Origin of the sequence: Kineothrix sp. MB12-C1, assembly GCF_030863805.1 — a bacterium.
In the GTDB taxonomy this organism is placed as follows: Bacteria; Bacillota; Clostridia; order Lachnospirales; family Lachnospiraceae; genus Kineothrix.
Window position 1 is genome coordinate 2,600,620 of sequence record NZ_CP132957.1, and the last position, 23,734, is coordinate 2,624,353.

At 42.0% G+C, this 23,734-nt stretch carries 21 protein-coding genes; 18 read left to right on the forward strand and 3 right to left on the reverse strand.

The genetic code is table 11. The features are described 5' to 3' along the window. Window positions 1-4 precede the first annotated feature (4 nt). Window positions 5-427 carry a MerR family transcriptional regulator gene (locus tag RBB56_RS12125; RefSeq protein ID WP_306719215.1) on the reverse strand — a complete coding sequence of 141 codons (423 nt, stop codon included), beginning with the start codon at window positions 425-427 and terminating at the stop codon, window positions 5-7. 160 nt (window positions 428-587) lie between these two features. On the opposite strand from RBB56_RS12125, the gene RBB56_RS12130 reads away from it, so the two are divergent. Continuing rightward, complete coding sequence (locus tag RBB56_RS12130; protein WP_306719216.1) at window positions 588-1,583, forward strand: aldo/keto reductase; 996 nt, start codon at window positions 588-590, stop codon at window positions 1,581-1,583. Between the two features lie 138 nt (window positions 1,584-1,721). Here RBB56_RS12130 and RBB56_RS12135 read toward each other — a convergent pair whose 3' ends face one another. After that, window positions 1,722-2,900, reverse strand: coding sequence for a DUF3048 domain-containing protein (locus tag RBB56_RS12135; RefSeq protein WP_306719217.1), 1,179 nt, complete (start codon window positions 2,898-2,900; stop codon window positions 1,722-1,724). Window positions 2,901-3,194: 294 nt separating this feature from the next. Between RBB56_RS12135 and rfbD the strand changes: the two genes are divergently transcribed. Both rfbD and RBB56_RS12145 read left to right on the forward strand, forming a co-directional pair. Further along, window positions 3,195-4,058: a dTDP-4-dehydrorhamnose reductase gene (gene rfbD, locus RBB56_RS12140; RefSeq protein WP_306719218.1), complete on the forward strand. Its 864-nt coding sequence runs from the start codon at window positions 3,195-3,197 to the stop codon at window positions 4,056-4,058. Between the two features lie 45 nt (window positions 4,059-4,103). Next, complete coding sequence (locus RBB56_RS12145; protein ID WP_306722148.1) at window positions 4,104-4,556, forward strand: divergent PAP2 family protein; 453 nt, start codon at window positions 4,104-4,106, stop codon at window positions 4,554-4,556. A gap of 39 nt (window positions 4,557-4,595) precedes the next feature. On the opposite strand, the gene RBB56_RS12150 is transcribed toward RBB56_RS12145, so the two are convergent. Further along, window positions 4,596-5,432, reverse strand: coding sequence for an AraC family transcriptional regulator (locus RBB56_RS12150; RefSeq protein WP_306719219.1), 837 nt, complete (start codon window positions 5,430-5,432; stop codon window positions 4,596-4,598). Between the two features lie 1,018 nt (window positions 5,433-6,450). Between RBB56_RS12150 and RBB56_RS12155 the strand changes: the two genes are divergently transcribed. From RBB56_RS12155 to RBB56_RS12225, 15 genes are all read left to right on the forward strand, one after another. After that, window positions 6,451-8,145, forward strand: a complete 1,695-nt coding sequence (locus RBB56_RS12155) for an LIC_10190 family membrane protein (RefSeq protein WP_306719220.1) — start codon at window positions 6,451-6,453, stop codon at window positions 8,143-8,145. A gap of 38 nt (window positions 8,146-8,183) precedes the next feature. Continuing rightward, window positions 8,184-9,134 carry a GDP-L-fucose synthase family protein gene (locus RBB56_RS12160; protein WP_306719221.1) on the forward strand — a complete coding sequence of 317 codons (951 nt, stop codon included), beginning with the start codon at window positions 8,184-8,186 and terminating at the stop codon, window positions 9,132-9,134. Beyond that, the gene (locus RBB56_RS12165; RefSeq protein WP_306719222.1) at window positions 9,124-10,344 is read left to right on the forward strand and encodes a mannose-1-phosphate guanylyltransferase; all 1,221 of its coding nucleotides are present in this window, start codon (window positions 9,124-9,126) and stop codon (window positions 10,342-10,344) included. Before RBB56_RS12160 ends, RBB56_RS12165 begins: the two co-directional genes overlap by 11 nt. A 99-nt stretch (window positions 10,345-10,443) precedes the next feature. Next, complete coding sequence (locus RBB56_RS12170) at window positions 10,444-10,827, forward strand: sporulation initiation factor Spo0A C-terminal domain-containing protein (RefSeq protein WP_306719223.1); 384 nt, start codon at window positions 10,444-10,446, stop codon at window positions 10,825-10,827. Between the two features lie 139 nt (window positions 10,828-10,966). Continuing rightward, the gene (locus RBB56_RS12175) at window positions 10,967-11,896 is read left to right on the forward strand and encodes a glycosyltransferase family 2 protein (RefSeq protein ID WP_306719224.1); all 930 of its coding nucleotides are present in this window, start codon (window positions 10,967-10,969) and stop codon (window positions 11,894-11,896) included. A 17-nt stretch (window positions 11,897-11,913) separates the two neighbouring features. Further along, window positions 11,914-12,669 (forward strand): glycosyltransferase family 2 protein, encoded by a 756-nt coding sequence (locus RBB56_RS12180; protein WP_306719225.1) that lies wholly within the window; start codon window positions 11,914-11,916, stop codon window positions 12,667-12,669. Window positions 12,670-12,689: 20 nt separating this feature from the next. Further along, complete coding sequence (locus tag RBB56_RS12185; RefSeq protein WP_306719226.1) at window positions 12,690-14,069, forward strand: exopolysaccharide biosynthesis polyprenyl glycosylphosphotransferase; 1,380 nt, start codon at window positions 12,690-12,692, stop codon at window positions 14,067-14,069. A 56-nt stretch (window positions 14,070-14,125) separates the two neighbouring features. Then, window positions 14,126-15,226 (forward strand): hypothetical protein, encoded by a 1,101-nt coding sequence (locus RBB56_RS12190; protein ID WP_306719227.1) that lies wholly within the window; start codon window positions 14,126-14,128, stop codon window positions 15,224-15,226. 34 nt (window positions 15,227-15,260) lie between these two features. Next, on the forward strand, window positions 15,261-16,046 hold the full coding sequence (locus tag RBB56_RS12195) for a glycosyltransferase family A protein (RefSeq protein ID WP_306719228.1): 786 nt from the start codon (window positions 15,261-15,263) through the stop codon (window positions 16,044-16,046). After that, the gene (locus RBB56_RS12200) at window positions 16,043-17,155 is read left to right on the forward strand and encodes an EpsG family protein (protein WP_306719229.1); all 1,113 of its coding nucleotides are present in this window, start codon (window positions 16,043-16,045) and stop codon (window positions 17,153-17,155) included. The genes RBB56_RS12195 and RBB56_RS12200 overlap by 4 nt, the downstream gene beginning before the upstream one ends. A 10-nt stretch (window positions 17,156-17,165) precedes the next feature. Continuing rightward, a complete protein-coding gene (locus RBB56_RS12205) occupies window positions 17,166-17,972 on the forward strand; it encodes a glycosyltransferase (RefSeq protein WP_306719230.1) in 807 nt (268 codons plus the stop codon). A 149-nt stretch (window positions 17,973-18,121) separates the two neighbouring features. Further along, entirely contained in the window at window positions 18,122-19,390 is a 1,269-nt protein-coding gene (locus RBB56_RS12210) for a glycosyltransferase family 4 protein (protein WP_306719231.1), read from the forward strand. Next, window positions 19,387-20,571 (forward strand): glycosyltransferase family 4 protein, encoded by a 1,185-nt coding sequence (locus RBB56_RS12215; protein WP_306719232.1) that lies wholly within the window; start codon window positions 19,387-19,389, stop codon window positions 20,569-20,571. Before RBB56_RS12210 ends, RBB56_RS12215 begins: the two co-directional genes overlap by 4 nt. A gap of 389 nt (window positions 20,572-20,960) precedes the next feature. Beyond that, the gene (locus RBB56_RS12220) at window positions 20,961-21,980 is read left to right on the forward strand and encodes a glycosyltransferase family 2 protein (RefSeq protein WP_306719233.1); all 1,020 of its coding nucleotides are present in this window, start codon (window positions 20,961-20,963) and stop codon (window positions 21,978-21,980) included. Beyond that, entirely contained in the window at window positions 21,944-23,614 is a 1,671-nt protein-coding gene (locus RBB56_RS12225; protein WP_306719234.1) for a hypothetical protein, read from the forward strand. Before RBB56_RS12220 ends, RBB56_RS12225 begins: the two co-directional genes overlap by 37 nt. Window positions 23,615-23,734 lie beyond the last annotated feature (120 nt).

Genomic DNA, 23,734 nt, shown 5'->3' on the forward strand with positions numbered 1-23,734 from the left:
TAGTTTAAAAAAAGGATTTATACTTGTAGTCTTTCCAGTCTGGAAGCGGTTGATTTGCTTCCAGACTTTTTTTAATATCCCCATAATAATGTAATTTTCTAAGTATATGAGCATAATCGCTCTGCAACTGGTTGATTTGCTCGACGGTATATTCTTTCTGAGCATTTAAAAGGGATATAATATCATCAATATGTTCTTGTTCCGCAGATTCATAAATGAAAAAACTCTTTAACTGTGCGATTGTCATTCCCGTATTCTTAAAACAGCATATCGTTTTAAGGCGGTTAACATGAGCATCGGTGAAAATTCTCTGTCCGGAAGAAGTTCTCGCAATGTTTGTGAGAATACCGATTTCTTCATAATACCTCAAAGTTGATGACGGCAAGTGAAATATCTCAGATATTTCCCGAATACCATACTCTGCCATTTTATTTTCCTCCCTGCCGAATCTTTATTGGATAACTTCAAATAACTTCAAATTATTCACTCAATTTATTCGTTTTACAAAAACATTTCAAAAAATATTGACTTCAAGTATACTTGAAGGGATAGACTATGTAAAGTAAAAAGAATTAGGAGGGAATATAATGTATAATGCATCATCGACACGTTACCAATCCATGAGCTATTTCCGTTGTGGTAACAGCGGATTGCTGCTCCCGGCCATTTCTCTGGGATTTTGGCATAATTTCGGAGATACAGCTTCCTATGATAATATGAAGCAGCTCTGCTTTACAGCGTTTGATCATGGGATCACTCACTTTGATTTGGCAAATAATTATGGACCGGCTCCGGGTAGTGCGGAAAAAAACTTAGGTCGTATTCTTAAAGAGAATTTTGCGGTTTACCGCGATGAATTAATTGTCAGTACAAAAGCCGGTTATGAAATGTGGGATGGACCTTATGGTAATTGGGGAAGCCGGAAATATATTGTCGCAAGTCTTGATCAGAGTTTACAGCGCATGGGATTAGAATATGTAGATATTTTCTATCATCATAGAATGGATCCTAATACGCCGTTGGAAGAAACTATGGGAGCGTTAGCGCAGGTTGTAGCAAGTGGTAAGGCATTGTATGTGGGACTTTCCAATTATGATGGTGCAACTTTGAAAAGTGCTGCATCAATCTTAAAGGATTTACATTGCCCCTTTATCATTAACCAAAATCGTTATTCTATTTTTGACAGAACTATTGAACAAAATGGATTGAAAAAGTCTTCAGAAAAACTAAATAAGGGAATTATTGCATTTAGCCCCTTAGAGCAGGGGATGTTAACGAATCGATACTTACATGGGATTCCGGAAGATAGTAGGATAAAGACAGACGGACGGTTTTTGAGCGAATCGTCCTTGACAGAAGAGCGCCTGACCAAAATAAGCAAGCTCAATGAAATTGCGTCCAAGCGTGGGCAAACTTTGGCAGAGATGGCTTTAAGTTGGATACTCCGCGATGGTATCGTAACAAGTATCTTAATTGGTGCATCTAAACCGTCACAAATTATTGATAATATTGGAGCATTGGGAAATACGGTATTTACAAAAGAAGAGTTGGATGAGATTGACAGCCTTTCTGTAGAAAATTAATAGGATTCATCAGTGTCTTCTGACTATTTATTGCAACACCGTGTTCCTATAATATGAAAGAGGGTGTCGCAAAATCACCAAAATAGAGTGATGATGCGATGCCCTCTTTCTTTTTAATCACTTATTAATTTCATATCTTTATTTTGCGGATGACTTTAAAGAAGTTCCGTCCACATCGAAAGAATCTCCTTCTTCCACGATGCAGATCATGGTTTTACCTGTATTGATTTCGATTTCGTTTCCGTTATCGTCGTAATACTTGGTAGGTTCATAATCTGCAGTTTTCTTCCATGTTACATGGATGCCTTTTCCGTTGGTGAAGTAATAACCGTCTCTGGTAGTATCATGTACCTGGAAAGCGAGATAACCTTTCTGGTCTCTCACCTCGTGATAGGTGAACTGTACTAATACATTCTTGAACGACAACTGCTGTTCATCATTAGCAGCATCTACATCCGGCTTATCGTACATATAACGATAATATAAACCGTCTTCTTCGTTATAGGTAAAAGATGTTTTAGTAACAGGGTAAGCCGGCCTCATATCGATTTTCTTTGCAACGATGGAATCGCTGTATGCTTCCAAAGTATTCGGTGACTTAGAAGAAGCAAAAGTAAAGTGGTCTGCTTTATAGTAACCGTTGCGGTATGTTTTGGAATATCCGAACTTGTCGATACCTTTAGCAATTCCCTCTGCGCTTGCATATGCATTTTGAGGCGCTTTTTTATCGGTAGAGCGGTAGAATGCTCCCTCGAATAAAGCATCCGTTCTTTTATCCCCATAGGAAGAACCTGTAATATGATCGGTATCCGCTTTTTCTACGATATCGTTAATGTAATAGGGACCGCCGAAATGAAGATAAATGGAATCCCACTCGAAAGACCAATATACGAAATAGTCGCGGCAGCTTCTTACGTTACCGATACGATCCAGTTTCTGCCAATCCTTGATTACAGCCATACTTCTTGTAATGCTTCCCTCTACCGGACATTCATAAAGAATATCTGCTTTGGAAAGATTATAATGAGGTAATGCTGCGGAGTCGTTAGGAACCATAATGGAAATAGGACGTATGTCCTCTAAATCGCCGTCAATCCATTCATTTGTGAGGGTGCTTCTCACCATACCCTCTTCGGGCGGCACATCGTCATCGACAGATGTTTCTTCAGTGGTAGTCGCCCCGCCCTGTCCAAGATCAGGCTGAGGTTCAATCACCTGTGCAACGACAGGCTCTTCAACTTCTTCTTTCTTTCCACAACCGGTTAATAGCAATGTGGAGGATAAAGCGATAAGAAGAAGGACTTGTAATCGTTTCATAATATAATCCTCGCTTTCAATAAATAAAATGGGCTTCATATGGGTAAAAAATGTGTAAAAACCCTTATTAAAAGCACCACAAGGCAAATTATAGCACATAATATTGGTGTAGTCACTAGAAAGAGCTGAAAAATATGCATAAAAATCTTAAGAATTTATTACAGAAATAGTTACAGAATTATTACAGGAAAGTTTGCTTGCATATTTAGATAGTGGGTTGTATTATGGTAATAATCTGGTTTATCATATAGATATGATATGAAACGCAACAGGAAAGGAGAATTACTATAAATTATGAAAAAAGTAATCGTAACAGGAAGTAACGGACAATTAGGAATTGCCATTAATAAACAATATAGAGGAACTGCAGATATCGAACTTATCAATACGGATGTGGCGGAGTTGGATATTACAAATATCGATAAAGTAATGGAGATGGTACGGGAAGTAAAGCCTTATGCTATTATTAATTGTGCGGCTTATACGAATGTGAATGCTTGTGAAACGGATGTTGACAATGCATATAAAATTAATGCGATCGGCCCCCGTAACTTAAGCATTGCAGCAACCCAAGTAGGGGCAAAGCTCGTTCAGGTTTCCACAGATTATGTATTATCGGGAGATGGGAACAGACCTTATACGGAGTTTGATCCGACCGGTCCTAAAGGAGTTTATGGTACTTCGAAGTTGGCTGGGGAGAACTTTGTAAAGGAATTTGCGAAAGATTATTTTATTATTCGTACTGCGTGGCTGTATGGAGAAGGTAAGAATTTTGTTAAGACTATGTTACATTTATCGGAAAAGATGGACAGGATAACGGTAGTCAACGACCAGTTTGGAACTCCTACGAGTGCGGAAGAACTGGCAAAAGCTATTCATTACTTGCTTCCCACTGAGAATTACGGTCTGTTTCACGGTACCTGCGAAGGTTCTTGTCATTGGGCGGAATTTGCAAAAGAGATATTTAGGCTGGGCGGTAAGAACACAGTGGTGGAAGAAGTGACAACGGCACAATACGAGGCATCCAATCCTGCCTCAGCACCCAGACCGGCATATTCTATTCTGGATAATTACATGCTTAAGCTGACGACTGATTTTCAGTTTGCTGAATGGCACGATGCTATCGAAAAATATATGGGAAGCCTTTCCTCACTTTAAAGAATGGATATAAATAGAGAGGGATGGGGAAGTAAGGAAGAAAAGATGGAATTTTTGACTGATTTAGTAAATAACCGTATTTTTATGGCTTCGGTGACCGGATGGCTTGTAGCTCAAGTGCTTAAGACGTTAATATACATGTGGTTCAACCGTAAGTTTGTAGCAGAGCGTCTCGTAGGGAGCGGCGGAATGCCAAGCTCCCACTCTTCCACAGTCTGTGCACTTGTGACCGCAACGGGATTTGAATATGGAGGCGGCAGCTTTCCGTTCGCTATTGCCGCCATATTTGCAATTATCGTTATGTATGATGCAATGGGGGTACGCCGGGAGACTGGTATACAGGCCAAGGTGCTCAATGAAATGATGGAGTTATTCATGCACATGGGAAAAGAGATGAGTGTGGAAGAGAAACTCAAGGAATTCGTGGGGCATACACCTCTTCAAGTGCTGATGGGAGCGTTGCTCGGTATTATAATCGCTGTGTTAATGTACATATAATAGGAACAAGTAATTGGTAATCGCCGGATATTTGGCAGATTACCATTTTTTTCGGTATTCTAATGGAGTCATATTTTCCAGACTGCGGAAGACCTTGATAAAATAACCGGAATCTTGAAAGCCTACTGCGATGGCAATGGATTCAATCGAAGCGTCGCTGAAACGCAGCATAGATTTTGCGTGGGAGATACGCATTGCAGTCAAGTCGTGGAAAAGGGTGATTCCATATATCTTCTTATACTCCCTTGAGAGATGAAACTTACTGATGAAAAAGCGTTCTGACAATGTCTCCAAAGTGATTTTCTCATGATAATGCTGCTCCAGATAAGCGTGAACCTGCACCAGTTTTTCAGGAATAGAATATTCCCCTTCGTACTCGGTTTTGTTCTCTGTAAAACAGAGAGTAATAATATCGGTAAGATATTTGTGGGATAAAAGCTCCATATAAACAGATTTTGTCTGTTGAGTCCGATATAACTGAGAGAGTGTGTCAGTGAAATTGACAAGGTTTCGCGGGCGGAATAGAAAGGAATTATACTGGCGGATGAAGCTTGTGTAGAAGGATTTTGCCATAGCTCCATAAAAATGTACCCACATAAGACTCCATGGATTGTCCGCACTGCTTTCGTGAGAGTAGGGGCGGGTACAATCCAGCCAGACACAGTCTCCCGCAGAAATGCGGTATTTTTTATTTTCATAGGAAACCTCTCCTGCTCCATCTAGCACAATAAAGAACAAATAAGAATTAAGGTTCTGTCTTTTACTGATATGAGGTTCCAGACTTTGCAGCGTACCGACCTCCTGGACGAAGATATAATGCTCTTTGGCATAGGAGGAAGGAGTGGAGATAATGCGGTTAGAAGTTGATTTTGCCATGAAGAGGTTCCTTTCGTATTTTATGGTAATGGACAATTTCGGAATTGCAGCTTGGGCAGATGGTACATATAGTTTCTGGAGGGGTTACGAAGGGATTTCACTTAGCAGTCTTCGTTTTCCTTCCGGGTGCGCGGTCTGGATTTTCTAAATGAAACGGGAAGGCTTCGAAAGAGGACCGGGGCGGAAGCCAGGTACTTCCGTGTACCGTGCTTCCTAAACACCGCCTCCATGCGGTGTTTGCCCTAGGTCACGAGCGTTTCATTCTATAGGAAAGACCTGGTTACATTAAAGTATGAAAGTATCGATCCTATAGAATAAAAGCACTCCGTGCAGGATGCGCAGCTACGCGCGCGGAACAAAAGCTGTGCTGCTAAAAGTTTAAATCGCGAGAGTGGGCGAAGCACACTTTTGTTCTTAAGAAAATCAAGACCGCTTGCCGACGGAAGTAAAACGAAACAGCCAAGTGAAATCCTGCGAAAAGTTACGAAATGGTGCATGGAATCGATAATTTATCGTAAGTTCTCCAATTTCCTTTAACGGGCATCCCTTTCGTTGCTTATATTTTTTAGCTGGCACATAGTGAATACGTTTATAGGAGACTTGGCTTCCTGTCTATTGGAGATGACTCCTTTAAGCAATGGTTTGCATTTTCTTAATGGAATCTTGATGCTCTAGGGGAACTACTGCATGGATGCAGTAGTTAGGCAGAACGGTACAGGGATGTACCTTACTGCCGCCCCGGTAGCAATTCGATACCTAATGATTCCATTTAGAAAATACAACCATTTGCGCCCGGAGGCAAATCCAATGGACAGGAAGCCAAGTTTCCCCTGAAGAAACCTCCAATGGACAGGAAGTCAAGTCTCTCCTGCATCCGCTTTCTGTACCGAATAAAACATCGCATTGCTGTATAGCAATATATTACTATTTTAACGCAATATTATATGTTGATACTTGCATTATACAATAGTATACTCCCTAAAGGAATAGCAAAATAACACAATGAGAGGTATTATATATGCTTTCGGTCTGTCTGATTTTTTTGTATGTACTGCTGGTAGCGTATAGCGTCGGCTTCTTGGTATTGACGGGCATCCGGCGTTTTTGCGTGGGCAGGAACAGGGAGGATGGAGAGGAAAGCTTCTGGAAAGAAATGAAGGCAGACAGCTATTGTATGGCGGGTCTTCTGGTACTTACGGTATATGCACAGTTTTTCAGCTTGTTCTATAAGGTGGGTCTTGCGGCGAATCTTCTGCTTCTGGCAATATGCGCAGTGACAGTAGTTGTGCTGCGGAAGGAACTATACGAGAGACTGCTCGCTGTAAAAGGTAAGTGGACGTTAGGAACAATAGCTTTTTCCCTATTTTTATTTCTCTTATTCGCTTATGGTACTTCCAGAGGTATTATTCATTACGATACAGGACTTTACCATGGGCAGAGTATTCGCTGGATTGAGGAATACGGCGTTGTAAAAGGCTTGGGGAATCTTCATTGCAGACTTGCTTATAACAGCTCTGCTTTTAGTTTGTCAGCACTTTTTAGTTTTTCTTTTTTGGGAATACAGTCCTATCATTGTATGGCAGGTTTGTTTGCCCTTCTCCTGGCAAAAGTATGTGCGGAGATAGCATATGCTTGGAAGCGAGGAAGGCTAATTCTTTCCGACTTCGCAAGAATTGCATGCATTTATTATCTTTTGATTATTTACGATGAAATGGTATCTCCGGCTTCGGATTATTTTATGGTGCTTACCATATTTTATATTGTTATCCGCTATCTGGACTTGCTGGAGCGAGAAGAGGAATTATGGGTACCTTATGGATTACTGTGTCTGCTGGGTGTCTATGCCATGAGCTTGAAGTTGTCTGCGGCTCTCATTCTATTGCTTGTGATAAAGCCGGCGGTTATACTTATTCGAAGAAAGAATCTAGGAGCAATTCTTTCCTTTATCGGGTTGGGTGCTCTTATTATAACCCCTTATTTGATTCGTAACGTAATTATATCGGGATGGCTGGTATATCCTTTTACGGCGGTGGATTTTTTCGATGTGGATTGGAAGATACCGAAGGGGATTGCAGATTATGATTCCAAAGAGATACAAGTCTGGGGACGAGGAATTTATGATGTGACGAGATTTGAAGAACCGCTCGGCCGTTGGCTGCCCGAATGGCTAAAAGGGCTTGGAATGATAGATAAGTTATCGGTGCTTATAGCTGCCGTTTCAGTCATTGCTTTAGTATTTGCAGCAATCTTTATCATAGGGAAGAGGCAGAAGGATAAGTATGATTGGCTGCTTGTGGCGGTAACAGTGGATTTATCCTTTTTATTCTGGCTTCTTTCTGCGCCGCTTATTCGTTATGGCTGTGTCTATGTATGGCTTGCGTCTGTGGTGACGTTAGGAGGAATCGCTTTATATACGATAAGAAGCAGGACATTATGGAAGGCGATTTATACCTTATTATGTCTAGCTGCATGTTATAAGTTATTTGCTTTTGGCAGTGAGATAGCAATGGCTTATGATGGGAACAACTTTGTGATGCAGAAGGATTATGAGGATTTTGAGACAGTAGCCTATGAGGTAGATGGAGTTATCATTTATTATCCTGTACAAGGAGACCGTGTAGGATATGCGGCATTTCCCTCTTCGCCGGCCGTGGCCGATGTTATGCTTCGGAAAGAAGAGATACAGGAAGGCTTTCGTTATAGAGAGAAATAGTATAGAATAGAAAATAGAAAGTAAAGGATGGAAACAAAATGAATAAGACGGATAAGATTTATGTAGCAGGACACAGAGGGCTGGTAGGAAGCGCCATCGTAAGAAATCTGGAATCGAAAGGTTACACGAACATTATAGGAAGAACGCATGCGGAACTGGATCTGACGATTCAGGCAGATGTGATTCGTTTCTTTGAGGAAGAGAGGCCGGATGTAGTGGTACTCGCCGCAGCTAAGGTGGGCGGTATTAACGCGAATAATACTAAGCCGGCAGAATTTGCTTATGATAATATGCAGGTGCAGTGCAATGTAATTAAGTGCAGTCATGATTATGGTGTGAAGAAGCTGCTGTTTCTGGGAAGTACTTGTATTTATCCTCGTATGGCTCCTCAGCCGATACCTGAAGAAGCACTTTTAACAGGGCCTCTGGAAGAGACGAATGAAGCTTATGCTATCGCTAAAATTGCAGGACTTGAAATGTGTAAGTATTTCAAGCGTCAATATGGGGATGATTTTATTAGCTGTATGCCGACGAACCTTTATGGACCGAGAGATAATTACGATTTGAAGGATTCTCACGTTATGCCGGCTATGATACGTAAGTTCCATGAAGCGAAGTTAAGCGGAGCGCCTTCGGTGGAGCTTTGGGGAACAGGAAAGCCATTAAGAGAGTTCCTATATGTGGATGATATGGCTGATGCATGTGTATTCTTGTTAGAGAACTATAGCGGTGAGCAGCATGTGAATATCGGAACCGGAAAAGAAGTGACAATCAAAGAACTGGCAGAGACTGTATGTGAAACAGTAGGTTATGAAGGTAAAATGGTATGGAATACGGATATGCCCGATGGTACGCCGAGAAAGCTTACCAATGTGGATAAGCTGCATGCTATGGGATGGAGACATAAGGTGGAATTAAAAGAAGGTGTTGGACTCGCTTATGATTGGTTCAAGGCTAACATAGATAGTGCGAGAATGGATGGAAGATAATTTTAATGGATTTTCACAAAGCAATCTTTGCTTTTGTAACGGTGAGGCTGCTGAACTGTTACGGAAGATAGTCGATTGTGAGATAACGGAGGGAAAAGACAGGATGGAAAGATACAGCGTTATTATGGCAGGCGGCGGCGGAACGAGATTCTGGCCCTTAAGCCGCAGAGAAGTGCCGAAGCAGTTATTAAACCTTACGGGTAAGGATACGATGGTGAACGAGACCATTAACAGAATTGAAAAAAGTGTACCTAAGGAAAATATCTATATCGTAACGAATGTAACGCAGGCGAAGCTGATGGAGGAAGTGACGGCGGGAAAACTTTCACCAGGGCATATTTTATCCGAACCGGCAGCAAGGAATACGGCAGCATGTATCGGTTATGCGGCGATTGAGATACGTAAAAAGTACGGTGACGGTATTATGTGTGTACTCGCTTCCGATCATTATATCAAAGATAACACGGCTTATACCGAAGTGATGGATTTTGCTATGGAACTTGCAGAAACAACGGATCGCCTTGTTACGATAGGAATTAAGCCTACGAATCCCTCTACCGGTTATGGTTATATCAAATACAATAAAAAGGTGGGAGAAGTAGGTCATACGATAGGTAAGGAAAGCGGCATGCGCATTACGGCATATCCGGTTGCTGATTTCGTGGAGAAACCGGGCCTTTCCACAGCCAAGTCCTATGTAGAACAGGGATGCTATCTGTGGAACAGTGGAATGTTCGTATGGAAGACCTCTGTTATACTGAAATACTTCGAGAAGCTTTTGCCTGATGTATATGAATGCCTGCTGGAGATAGAAGAGGCAATTGGAACGGAGAGAGAGAAAGAGGTTATCGATAGAGTATATCCGAAGATTCCGAAGATTTCTGTAGATTATGGAATTATGGAACGAGCAGAGGATGTCATTATGTTAGAAGGCGATTTCGGTTGGAGTGATGTGGGAAGCTGGGATGCGCTGGATACGTTATACGACATGGATAGCAATAATAATGTGATTCATGGGGAACAGATTCACATTGGAACGAAGAATTCTATTATTTATGGCAAGGACAAGCTGATCGCAACGATTGGGCTTGATAATGTAGTTATCGTAGAGACTGACGATGCGATACTCGTTTGTGATAAAGATCATGCTCAGGATGTGAAGAAAATAGTAGAAATTCTGGAGGAACAGGGAAAGACGCAATATTTATAGGTTACGGCGCGATGCTTTAAGGTTTACGGTACAATTCTCGCATGATATGATGAATTTTGCGGGAAAATGCCAGAAAATGTGGGGAATTTTATTGTGAGTATGGAAGAAGTAAGAGAGGCAGAATTAAAAAAGTATGTGACAGATATTATGCTCAATCTGGGAGTGCCCGCACACCTGAAAGGATATCATTATCTTCGGACGGCAATTATTATGGCCAAGAAGGATATGGAGATTGTGGGAAGTGTAACAAAGCTTTTATATCCGGATGTTGCAAGGTTATTCAAGACTACGGAACAGAAGGTAGAACGGGCAATCCGAAATGCGATAGAGGTATCGTGGACGAGAGGAAATCCTCAAACCTTTGAGGAATTATTTGGTTATTCACCGCTTACAGGTCGGGTAAGACCTACGAACAGCGAATACATTGCTCAGATAGCGGATAAAATTAATCTCGAGATGAGGGCAGTAGAAGCAGAAAAATAGGAAGCCATGAGAAGTGGCATTGTAAAAAGGATGGCATAAGGCCATCCTTTTTACACTTTCTTGTGATTTCCAAAAAGATATGATAAAATGATACCAATATATGAGCAGAACGAAAAATATTAACCAAAAGAGGTAAAACATGGAGTTGCTTAGTGTAATTGTTCCCTGTTATAACGAAGAGGAGAATGTTTTTGATTTTTATGACGAGCTAATGAAAAATGCGACGTTTTTCGAAGAACGGAAGCTTCAGGTAGAGATTTTATATATTGATGATGGTTCTAAGGATAAAACAGTAGAAAAGGTAAAAGAATTGATAGAAAAGGACAAGCGTGTTCATCTTATATCTTTTTCCAGAAACTTCGGGAAGGAAGCGGCGATTTATGCCGGACTTTTGAAGTCGAAGGGAGACTATGCAGTTATGATGGATGCAGACCTGCAGGATCCCCCCTCTCTTTTGCCCGATATGTTCCTTCATATCGATAACGGATACGATTCGGTAGCGACAAGAAGAGTGACAAGAAAGGGAGAACCGCTTATTCGCTCCTGGTTCGCAGGGATGTTCTACAAAATTATGAATCGGATTTCACGTACAGAAATTGTGGATGGAGCCAGGGATTATCGCCTGATGACGAGGCAAGTGGTGGATGCCATTTTAGCTATGACGGAGTATAACCGTTTTACCAAGGGGATTTTTGGCTGGGTAGGTTTCGAGACGAAGTGGTTGGAATATGAAAATGTGGAGCGCCGAAAGGGTGAAACGAAGTGGTCGTTTTGGAAACTCTTTTTATATTCCATCGATGGGATTACGGCATTCTCTACGGTACCTCTCGCCATAGCATCGATTATGGGCGTTTTATTCTGCCTTTTTGCCTTTTTATTTATTATTGTAATCATTGTCCGTAAGATGATGTTCGGTGACCCGACCTCGGGCTGGCCTTCACTTGTATGCATTATATCACTCGTAAGTGGTGTACAGCTATTTTGTCTTGGTATTGTTGGACAATATTTATCCAAGACTTATATGGAAGTGAAAAGAAGGCCTATTTATCTCGTAAAAGAAGAAATATAAAGTATAAGGTAGAGAAAATGATGAACCACCTTGTAAGTATTATTGTTCCGGTATATAATGCCGGAACATATATTGAAGATACCATCGAAATGGTACGCTGTCAGACTTATGCGCATTGGGAACTTTTGCTTGTGGATGATGCTTCTTCCGATGACAGTAGGATGAAAATAGAAGAATATTGTAAAAAGGATAAGAGAATTTCCCTGATTGCCAAAGAAAAAAATGAGGGAGCGGCTCTTGCCCGTAATACGGGAATTGCAGGAGCCGGCGGAAGATTTATCGCATTCTTGGATGCGGATGACATGTGGCTGCCGCAGAAGTTGGAAAAAGAGCTGCAATTTATGGAGCAGAAGAATGCGGCTTTCGTTTTCAGCAGTTATGAATTCGGAGATGAAGAGGCAAAGGGAACCGGGAAGGTAGTGAAAGTTCCGGAGACGCTCACTTATCGGGAGGCTCTTTCCAGAACGGTGATTTTTACTTCTACGGTTCTTTTTGATACGGAGAAGTTGAATAAAACATTGATACAAATGCCGAACGTAAAAAGCGAAGATACTGCTGCTTGGTGGAGAATTCTAAGAAATGGCTATACTGCTTATGGGTTGAATGAGGTGCTCGTTATCTATCGTAGGCCAAGAAAATCATTGTCCTCAAATAAGTTGGCGGCAATCAAAAGAATCTGGAATTTGTACCGGAGGGAAGAAAAATTGTCCTTACCATACAGCATATATAATTTTGTTTTATGGGCCTTTCGGGCGGCATTAAGACGGATATAATTAAAGGATGAGGTGTACTTGTGAAACGTTTGGAATCCATGAAAAGAATGATCGTATTACAGCTTTCGCTGTTGGGGCTTTGTCTGCAGGCCGCTGTTTACGCTTATGTTTGGTTTGAAAGATACTATCCGCTTGTATTGTTGAAATTAAAGTTTTATGTGAATGGACATATTTTAATGCTTGGAATTTATTTTGTTCTTCTGCTTTTCTTCACTAATACTTATGGCGGACTGAAAATTGGATACTTGAAACCCTCCGATATCTTTTTCTCACAGGTCTTTTCCCTGCTGGCAGTAAATGTAATTTCTTATTTTCAGATTTCCCTTATGAGGAACTGGCTGGCTCCGATAGGGCCTATTTTGCAGGCGACTGCGGTGCAATTTCTGGTGGCCGGCATTTGGACCTATCTATGTAATGTTTTTTACCGTAGTGTATTTCCACCGAGGGAAATGATGCTCGTATATGGTGAGCGGTCTATCGATGATATTTTGAACAAATTTGCCACAAGAAAAGATAAGTTTAAAATTGTAAAGTGCATGAATATATCAGAAGGATTAAACGAGATTGAACAAGAGGCTCTCAGGCGATATGATGCTGTTGTGCTCTGGGATATCCCGACGCAGGAGAGAAATAAGCTGCTTAAGTTCTTCTATGGGAAATCGATTCGTGTATATATGATGCCCAAAATCACAGATGTGTTAATCCAAGGCTCGGATAAGCTACACCTGTTCGACACTCCGATGTTCCTGACGAGAGAATATTCGCTGACAGTGGAACAAAGAGCGGTGAAACGGCTTATCGATATCGTATGCGCCCTTCTTTTGATTATAATTACATCCCCTATTATGCTCGTGACTGCGATTATTATTAAGCTTTATGATAATGGCCCGGTGTTGTACAAGCAGGTGCGCTGTACAAGAGATGAAGCGGAATTCAATATTATGAAGTTCCGCAGTATGCGGGTGGATGCGGAGAAGGATGGCGTGGCGAGACTCGCGGCTAAGAATGATTCGAGAATTACACCGATTGGAAAGTTCATAAGAGCGGTACGCATCGATGAGCTGCCCCAATTATTCAATATTTTAAACGGTGAGATGTCGTTTATCGGTCCGCGTCCGGAGCGTCCGGAGATCATTGCTCAATATGTGGAAGAGATGCCGGAATTCGTCTTCCGCATGAAGGTAAAAGCTGGGTTGGCGGGCTATGCCCAAGTCTATGGAAAGTATAATACAACACCTTATGATAAATTAAAGCTGGATTTGGCTTATATTGAAAACTATACGGTATGGCTGGATATTAAATTAATGCTCCTCACACTTAAAATATTGTTCCGCCCGGAGAGTACAGAGGGTGTGGAAAGCAAGCAGGTTACAGCGCTCAAGCAAGAAGGGGATAAATAGACTGGATGTCATTACGGTGAGGAAACTGAACTGTTACAGAAAGGAAGGACGGCAGAATGGAGAACGAGAGATATTTGCGGGCAGGGATTGATCTGAAACGGTTGGTTTTGCGGTTTACGGGTAAATTCTGGATGGTAGCGGCGGCTGCCGCTATAGGGGCGGCACTGGGAATCTGCTTTTATCTGCTAGCGCATTTGGTATTTGCACCACAGAAGGAATATCAATCGGTATCCAAGATATATCTGAATTTCAACTGTGAGCCGGAAGATTTTAATGAGCTTTCTTACAACGGATATACCTGGAATGATTTATTGGATACGGATCCTATTTTAGATTATGCGATGGCGGAACTTCCGGCGGAGGTGAGCAGAGAAGAAGTAATTGCAGCCACTAAGGCGGAGATTTTATCGGATATTCGTTTGCTCACTGTGACAGTGACAGCAGAACAGTCAGAGTTGGCGGCGCAGATTATGGAGGCGATACAAGTTTCTCTTATTCATTTAGGAGAGACGGATGAATTGTTCCATAGCATAGAGATATACAGTACGACAGAACCGGAACGGCCGGTGTGGGATAATCGCACGATGAATGCAGGGATAACTGGAGCAGTTCTGGCACTTGCTATTTCCTTGCTCGTTATGGTCTTCTACTATGTACTTGAGGATTCTGTGTATGTGGAGGCTGATGGTGAGAAGAGGTTTGATCTGCCTGTACTGGGTATTTTCACTGCGGGAGAGGCGGGAACATTTCAAAGTTACGGCAAGGCATTTTTCGCCAATTACAGTTATCTATGCCGGGACAAGAAAGAGATAGCGCTGATCAGTGTAGACTGTGAAGAGGATGCGAAGCTTGCTCAGCAAATGATGGAGAAAATTCTCAGTACGGCAAGACTGGATAGGGAGTATGCAAATGTTCCTATGAGAATGCCGGAAGACGCAATAGAAGTATATGAAGAAGTGAGAAATATGGATGGCGTTATTCTCATTGTGCGCTATGGCAGGGGAAATGGCAGACGTATTGAACGTGCTATCAGTAACTTAAAGAAACAGAACTGCAAGATAATCGGTATGCTCATAGTGGAAGCAGATGTGCGATTTTTGAAGCGTTATTATATGATACCAGGGTCAAAAAGGTGTAAACCGAAGAGGGCCGACTAAAAATAAGAAGGTACGGAACAGTTACAAGAAGGGTATGGTTGTTAAAATGAAATTGCAGATGTTAGTTTCAGCAGTGAATCAGGAAGTGCTAACGTTAGCTGATAAAATGAATATAGAAACAGATGCCATTATTGTTAACCAATGCGGACACTTTTCTTATGATGAATACGAGCGGGGAGGACATCGAATACAGTGCTACAGCTTGCAGGAGAAAGGCGTGGGCTTAAGCCGCAATACGGCGCTTATGCGAAGCATTGGGGATATTAGTGTTTTCGCAGATGAAGATATCGTATACAAAGTAGGATATGCAGAGAAAATAAGGAAAGAATTTGAACGCAATAAAGAAGCGGATATTATTCTATTCAACGTAAAAGTGGCTGAGGCGAGGAAAACTTATTGGAACCAAGAGGATAAAAAAGTCCGTTGGTATAATTACGGACGATATCCGGCTTACAGTATTGCTGGCAGAACAGAGGCGCTCCATCGTGCGAATGTGAGTTTTTCCCTTCTCTTCGGCGGTGGTGCCAAATATAGCAATGGAGAGGACAGTCTTTTTTTGAAGGACTGTTTGAAGGCGGGGCTTCGTCTGTATGCTTCTCCTATAGTGATAGGAGAGGAAATCGAGAGAGAATCCACGTGGTTCCATGGATATAATGAGAAGTTTTTTAGGGACAGAGGCGTTTTGTATCGCTATTTGTACGGAAGGATGGCGATTCCTTTTTCGTTGCGGTTTCTGTTGGTGCATAGGAAAGAAATGTGTACTCAGATAGGACTGAAGCAGGCGTACCGATGGATGCGGGAAGGGGTTTTAGAATTATGATTTTTTATACAGCAATTGCGGTAGTAACCGTGCTTTTGGCAGCATCGGTCAGGGTAATGCCGGTATATAAGGCGCATAGATGGAGCAGGCAGCAGGCTTTGAACGGGCTGTGCCTGTTTTCTATTTTTGCTATCCTGTTCGCAGTATCCGCATGTAGGCTGAATGTAGGTAATGATTATGCCAAATACGTGGAATTTATGCATTTGATTGCCAGCGGTGCTTATAGCTATGTTCCTACTGAAATAGGATTCAATGCACTTGTGGCGGTATTGTATAAGATATCCGGATATGAAAACTTTTTGCTGGTATTTGCTGTATTTGCGTTTGTTACCATTTTTTTCTTTTTAAAAGCAATGTATGAGCAGAGTGATAACTTTGGGTTCAGTTTCTTTTTGTTTATGGCCTTCGGGTTTTATTTCCATACCTTTAATACCGTGCGTTATTATCTTGCGTTGGCACTTGCTCTATATTCCATCAAATATGTGTTGAAGGGCGAATGGGGAAAGTTCCTCATTTTGATTCTGATAGGATCTACCTTCCATAAGTCTTTATTAGTAGTAATTCCCCTGTATTTTCTTGCAACCTTGTCGTGGAAAAAGTGGCAGCTTGCCATTATGGCAGTTTTCAGCAGTAGCTTCTTCTTTCTGCAAGATTTTTATTTAAAAGTTGTGGTATTCCTATATCCTTCGTATGCAGACACAGAATATTTAGAGGGTGGTATTAGCTGGTTTAATATCATGAGATGTGCGGGAGTTCTTGTGTTATCCCTTTTATATTACAAAGATGCGGTGAAGGATAGCAGAAGGAATCGATTCTATTTTTATTGCAATCTTGGCGCTCTTGTGCTCTATGTATGCTGTTCCTTTTTACCGATCATTACGAGAATCGGTTATTATTTGAATATTACTCAGATTCTTTTTCTTCCGGCTATCGTAGCCAGAATACCGGATAAACGGCAGAAAAAGTTCTTCAGCATTATGATAGTATTGGCAGCTTTGGGCTATTTCGCTCTCTATTTGATGCGTGCAGGAAATGACGGTATCCGTGTACTGCCCTATCAAACGTTTATGTTTTATGATATGGTGCCGATTCTATCGGACATGAATTAAAGGAGTAGGTATGGGACAAGTGATGTTCAGCATTGTTGTGGTCTGTCTGAATGAAGGAGAACGTCTTAGGGATACGGTGGAAAGTATCAGGCAGCAGACCTACGATAATTATGAAATTATAGTTAAGGATGGATTGTCTACGGATGATTCTCTCAGGCTTCTTCCGGAAGATGAAAGAATCAAACTATATCGTATGGCGGATAAAGGTATTTACGACGCCATGAATCAGGCGGCGGAGAAGGTGCGTGGTGACTTTATCTTTTTTTTGAATTGTGGGGACAGCTTTTATGGGGAAGAAGTGCTCGCAAAGACAGCGGAACAAATAGCGGTTCGTTCTGTAAACGGTGAGGCGGTATTTTATGGCGATATTTTTGAAAAGGTAACGAAGGAACGGGTGAAATCCAATCCCCGCATGGATGCATTCGGATGTTACCGAAATGTACCCTGCCATCAGGCTTGCTTTTATTCGGCAGATCTCATACGTCAGAAAGACTTCGATGTGAACTATAAGGTGAGAGCTGACTATGAACATTTTCTCTGGTGTTTTTTCCGAGGGAAGGCACAGATGGTATCCATGCCGTTTATCGTGGCGAACTACGAAGGCGATGGGTTCTCCGAGACAAAGGAAAATCGGAAAAGGTCTGCCAGAGAACATCGGGAAATTGTGAAGAAATATATGTCTGTGAGACAGGTATTTTATTATCGCATGCTTATGGTTCTCTCCCTTGCCCCTTTGCGGACGAGGATTGCGAGAAATAAGACAACGGCGCATTTTTATAATAAACTGAAAGAATTATTTTACAGGATGCGAGGATAGTATGAAAAATGAATTTTTCACACGCAACTTTGTGCCTGCGACCCAAGATTTGCAGGCTGTGAGAAAGTCATGGTTATTAAAATGAAAGACAGACTCTCTTACAGCTCGTTATTTATATGGGCGCAGGAGTATGCAGATAGGAGCAGGTAATGAAGGTGCTATGGTTATGTAATATCATGATTCCGGCCATTGCGAAAAGCCTTGGGTTGCCCTATAGCAATAGGGAAGGCTGGCTGACAGGAATTTATGAACGCATGAGGCAGGAAGAGCATGAGAAAATAGAGTTAGGTATTTGTTTTCCGGTGGATAAGGGGTGTAAAAGCGGACGTGTGCATATGCAGACGGCGGTTTGCTATGCATTTGAAGAGGATTTATCTGCCCCGGAAAGGTATGCGGAGGATCTGGAGGAGGAATTCAGAAGGATTCTGGCGGATTTTCAGCCGGATATGGTACATATTTTTGGGACAGAATTCCCCCATACACTTGCTATGGTGAAGGCTTTTGGCCGTCCCGAGAGAACTCTTGTGGGAATTCAAGGGCTTTGTTTCGCTTGTGCCGGGGAGTATATGGCTGATATCCCGGAATATGTACAAAACAGGGTGACATTTCGGGATTGGCTGAAGAAGGATAGTATAAAAGAGCAGCAGGAAAAGTTCATGCTTCGTGGGGAACATGAAATAGAAGCGTTGAAAATGGCTGGTCATATTACAGGAAGAACGGAATTCGACAGGCAGGAAGTGAAAAGACTTAATGATGGCGCGTTGTATCATTTTATGAATGAGACGATGAGAGAGCCTTTTTACCGTGGGAAGTGGAATATTGAAGAATGTGTGCCATACAGCATTTTCTTAAGCCAAGGGGATTATCCGCTGAAAGGTTTTCATTATGTACTTAGGGCGATGTCCATAGTTCTGGAAAGCTGCCCTGCTACCCGAATTTATGTGGCAGGGAACAGTATTACTGACAAGAAGACAATAAAGGATCGTATTAAACTTTCCTCTTATGGAAAGTATTTGCTGGAGTTAATAAAAGAGAACCATTTAGAGGATAAAGTAGAGATACTCGGTAGACTTACGGCAGAGGAAATGAAAGAACAATTTCTGAAAAGCAGTGTGTTTGTATGTCCATCCTCTATTGAGAACTCCCCCAATTCTATAGGGGAAGCGATGCTGTTAGGCGTTCCTGTAGTGGCTGCGAAGACGGGGGGAATCCCCAGCTTGATCGAAGATGAGTCAGAAGGACTCCTTTATCCTGCAGGAAATGTGGATAAGTTAGCAGAAGCGATTCTTCGTGTGTGGACAGAGCAGGAAAAGACGCTGGTAAGAGCAGAGGCAGCAAGAAACAGGGCAATAATAACTCATGATGCCGACATTAATTATAAGAGACTTTTGGAAATATATAGGGAGATTTGCGTATGACGGTTACGTTCGTATCCAATTATATCAATCATCATCAGATTCCCTTCTCCGATGCATGTTATCGGGAGCTTGGAGATGAGTATCATTTTATACAGACGGAGCCGATGGAAACGGAACGAATCTCTATGGGCTGGAGTGTGGATATAGAGAAACTTCCTTATGTTCTTTGCTTATATGAGAAGGAAGAAGAATGCCGAAAGCTCATTATGGAGAGCGATATCGTTATTTTCGGCTGGACGGGAAGAGAGGATATCGTACTAGAGCGTTTGAATACCGGAAAACCAGCAATCAGAGTGAGTGAGCGATTGTATCGGGAAGGGCAGTGGAAGGCTATATCACCCAGAGGGTTGATACAGAAATACAAGGAACATACCAAATATAGAAAAGCTCCTGTATGCCTCCTGTGCGCAGGTGCTTATGTTGCCTCAGATTTCCACCTGGTAAGAGCATATCCGAATAAAATGCTTCGCTTCGGTTACTTTCCAGAGACTGTTTTACACACGCAGGAGGAATTGGAGAGACTAAAAGAAAATAAGGGTCGAATTGATATCGTATGGGCCGGTCGTTTCCTACCCTTAAAACATCCGGAGTTCGCCATACAAATAGCCAAAGAGCTGAAGAGGGATGAAAAGAACTTTCATCTTCATATGGTAGGAAACGGAGAACTGGAAGCAGAATTGAAGCGAGCGGTTGCGGAAGCAGGTATGGAAAACTATGTGACTTTCTATGGATATACTCCTCCGGAGGAAGTGCGCAAGGTTATGGAGAAATCCCATATCCATCTTTTTACAAGTAATTACTTGGAAGGATGGGGAGCTGTGGTAAATGAGGCTATGAACAGCGGATGCGCTCTGGTGGCAAGCGTGGAAGCCGGTGCTGTGCCATTTTTAATACGGCACGAAGAGAATGGACTTGTGTATGGAAACAGCTCTTATGAAGAATTTGCAACTCAAGTGAAGCGGTTGGTGGAAGATACGGCACTAACTGCCAAGTTAGGAAAAGAGGCTTATCGAACCATTGAGGAGATGTGGAATGCGGAACATGCGGCAAAAGAATTGCTTCGGTTTTGCGATGACTTACGACAAGGGAAAGTGGTTCCGGCTAAAGAGGGACCGCTCAGTATAGCACCTGTGGTATCACCCGGGAAGATGTATCAGAAGGTGAAGAGGCACCTCTTGTAAGTGGAGGGATTTCGCTTTGGACGAGACTTGGCTTCATCCATATAGGATTTGCCTCCGGGCGCAAGTGGCTGTATTTTCTAAATGGAACCGGTAGGTATGGGATATGGCTCGGGTCGGCAGTAAGGTACATCCTTGTACCGTCCTGCCTAAATGCTGCATCCATGCAGCATTTCCCCTAGTGCGTCAATGTTCCATTAAGAAAATGCAAGCCATTGCTTCGAGGAGTCACCTCCAATATGGAAGAATCCAAGTCTCTGGCAAATGCGTTGGCTATATAGAGACTACAGAATGCAGGGAATCAAAGCGAAGGCTGCCAAGCAAAATCCCTTCACAACCTATAATTTCATAAATTTCTATTTTATCCAAATTCGGAAAGGAGCATCAACACAATGGTGAACGGAAAAAAAGGACGGGATTTAATCAGTGTGATTGTGCCTGTTTATAATATTATAGATTATCTTCCAAGATGCGTAGATTCTATCTGTGCTCAGACCTATTCCAACCTGGAAATTATATTAGTAGACGATGGTTCCGATGACGGAACAGAGAAGCTTGTGGATGAGTTTGGGAAGAAGGATGCGAGAATCCGCGTATTTCATAAAGAAAACGGAGGTTCTTCCTCGGCGAGGAACCTTGGGATTGCGAATGCCAGAGGAAAGTGGATCGGTTTCGTCGATAGCGATGATTTTATCGATAGCCGGATGTATGAAGAGTTGATGGACTGTGTGGAACAATATGGGGTTTCCATTGCGCAGGCTTCCAGAGATGAAATCGATGCGGATGGAAAGAAGCTGCCTGATGTATGTCTGCCGCCGGATGAGACTTATGTGTGCGGGGCGGAGATGTTTTTGCGGGAACTATTATTACATAGAGGGGATAGCTCTTTTTGTACAAAGCTGACGGAGAAAAGATTGTTCGATGAACGCCGCTTTCCGGAAGGCGTACTGAACGAGGATTTTCACCTTCTTGTGGATATGTTACAGGAGGTTTCTGAGATTGCGGTTATCCCCGATCAATATTATCATGTTTTTTATCGTATTGGCAGCAATACGAGGAAAAAGACGAAAGAGGAGTTTTCCCGTGTTTACGTGGATATTGTCAACAATGCGGATATGGTGGAGCGGTTGGTGAAGGAGAAGTATTCCTCCCTTCTGAAGGAAGTAGTGCGGTTTGGCTTATATCAAAGGCTGGATTATATGCTTCATATTCCGGTTTCCGGAATGACCGGCAAGGATGAGTTCTATCTGGCAGTGAAAAGGTATTTGCGCCTTCATATAGTGGACACAGTGAAGAATCCTTATCTTACGATAAAAAATAAAGCATATTTGTTGCTCCTTACTATAGCACCCAAGTCAGTAAGGCAGGTGCATGAGTGGAAGATGGAACGTACACGGCGGAAAACAGTATGATGGAAAAAGAATGGGAAATGAATCATAAAAATAATAGGGAAAACTATATGTGGCGGGCAGCAATGATCGTTCTTTTATGCCTGCAAGTACTTCTTGTGCTCTATTATGGCAGTAAAAAAGAGGGTTTTCATGAGGATGAATATTATTCATATTATTCGACTAACCGCACGTCTGGTTTATCTACACCTGATAGAGAATGGGTGAATAAAGATACTTATCGGAATGAATTCCTTGTGCTTCCGGGAGAAGGGTTTCGTTATGGTCTTGTAGCCACTGTGCAGTCATGGGATGTTCATCCGCCCTTTTTCTATTTTCTTCTGCACACAGCAAGTTCCTTGTTTCCGGGAGTATTCAGCAAATGGATTGGCATAGGAGTGAATCTGAGTGCGTATATTATTAACTTTTTTCTGTTGGCATGGCTGACGTACATGATAACGGATAAAAATAAAAGGATCACATTCTTAGTCAGTGTGGTATATGGATTCAATGCGATGACTATTTCAGGTGTCCTCTTTATAAGGATGTATGAATGGCTGACAGTCTTTGTATTACTTTTGGCCTGCCTTCATATACGGGCGATGAAAAGGCAGGATATGCGTTTCGATAAATTTCTGCTTCCCCTTATGTTTGTGAATTATGTGGGGTTTCTGACACAATACTACTATATTATCTTTCTTTTTTTTATGGCTGTAGGATTTTGCCTTTGGCTATTATGGAGAGATAGAAATATATTCAATTGCATCCGTTACGGAACGAGTTGTGTATTTTCGCTCGGGCTAGCTGTGATCAGTTATCCCTCCGCTTTAGCGCATATTTTCGGAGGATATCGGGGAACAGGGGCTGCAGCCGAATTTCTGGACAGTACTAATACGGCAGATAGATTACTATTCTTTGCCGGTTTGATGAATGAGTATGTATTTAATGGATATTTTTTCGTTCTCTTATTTGTCATCCTGGCGATGGGGATGGTATTGCTTTCTCGGAAAAGGAAGAACTCTTTTGGGAGGAAAATGGAGATCAGGGGAGATTATAAGCCATATTTTCTTCTCTTGTTTGCGGTCTGCGGATACTTTTTCACGGTATCTAAGACGGCCCTTCTTCTCTATGAGACTTCGAATCGTTATCAACTGCCTATTTACGGCATCGTAGTAATGCTTGTAGTGACGGCGTTGTATCTTTTGTCGGGCAGGCTGTTTCATGCACTGTTCATAAATGAGAAACTAAAGAGAGTGGGTATCTTCTTTCTTTTTATTATTTTTCTTGCAGTAGATGCTCATGCTCTTATCTCGGGCAAAGTATTATTCTTGTTTGAAGAAGATGCGGGCCGAGTAGCCTATGCAAAAGAAAATGCCCATGTTCCGGTAGTGATTTTATATAATGCGGTAACTCCTTATCACGTTTGGTGGTGCTCTGAGGAGTTGATGGAATATGATGGTGCTTACTTTATGAACGGAGATAATCTGGATCAGATCACTGACCGGACAATTACGAACAGCAATCGGCTTATCGTATATGCTGCAGATAGTGATACGAAGGAAGAAGGACTTTCGTTACTGCTTAAGGGCAATCCGAAGCTCAAAGAATATCGTATGGTTTCGCAGAAGTCTCTTTGGAGCGTATATGAGTTTGAGTGAAGTTGCCGCCAATTGACAAGGCCTTACACGGTTCGGGGTGTGTGTAACCTTGTTAATTGATAGTATAGCCATTGCGCTTCGTTTATGATATAATGAATACCGCACTAAATGAAGTAGTGG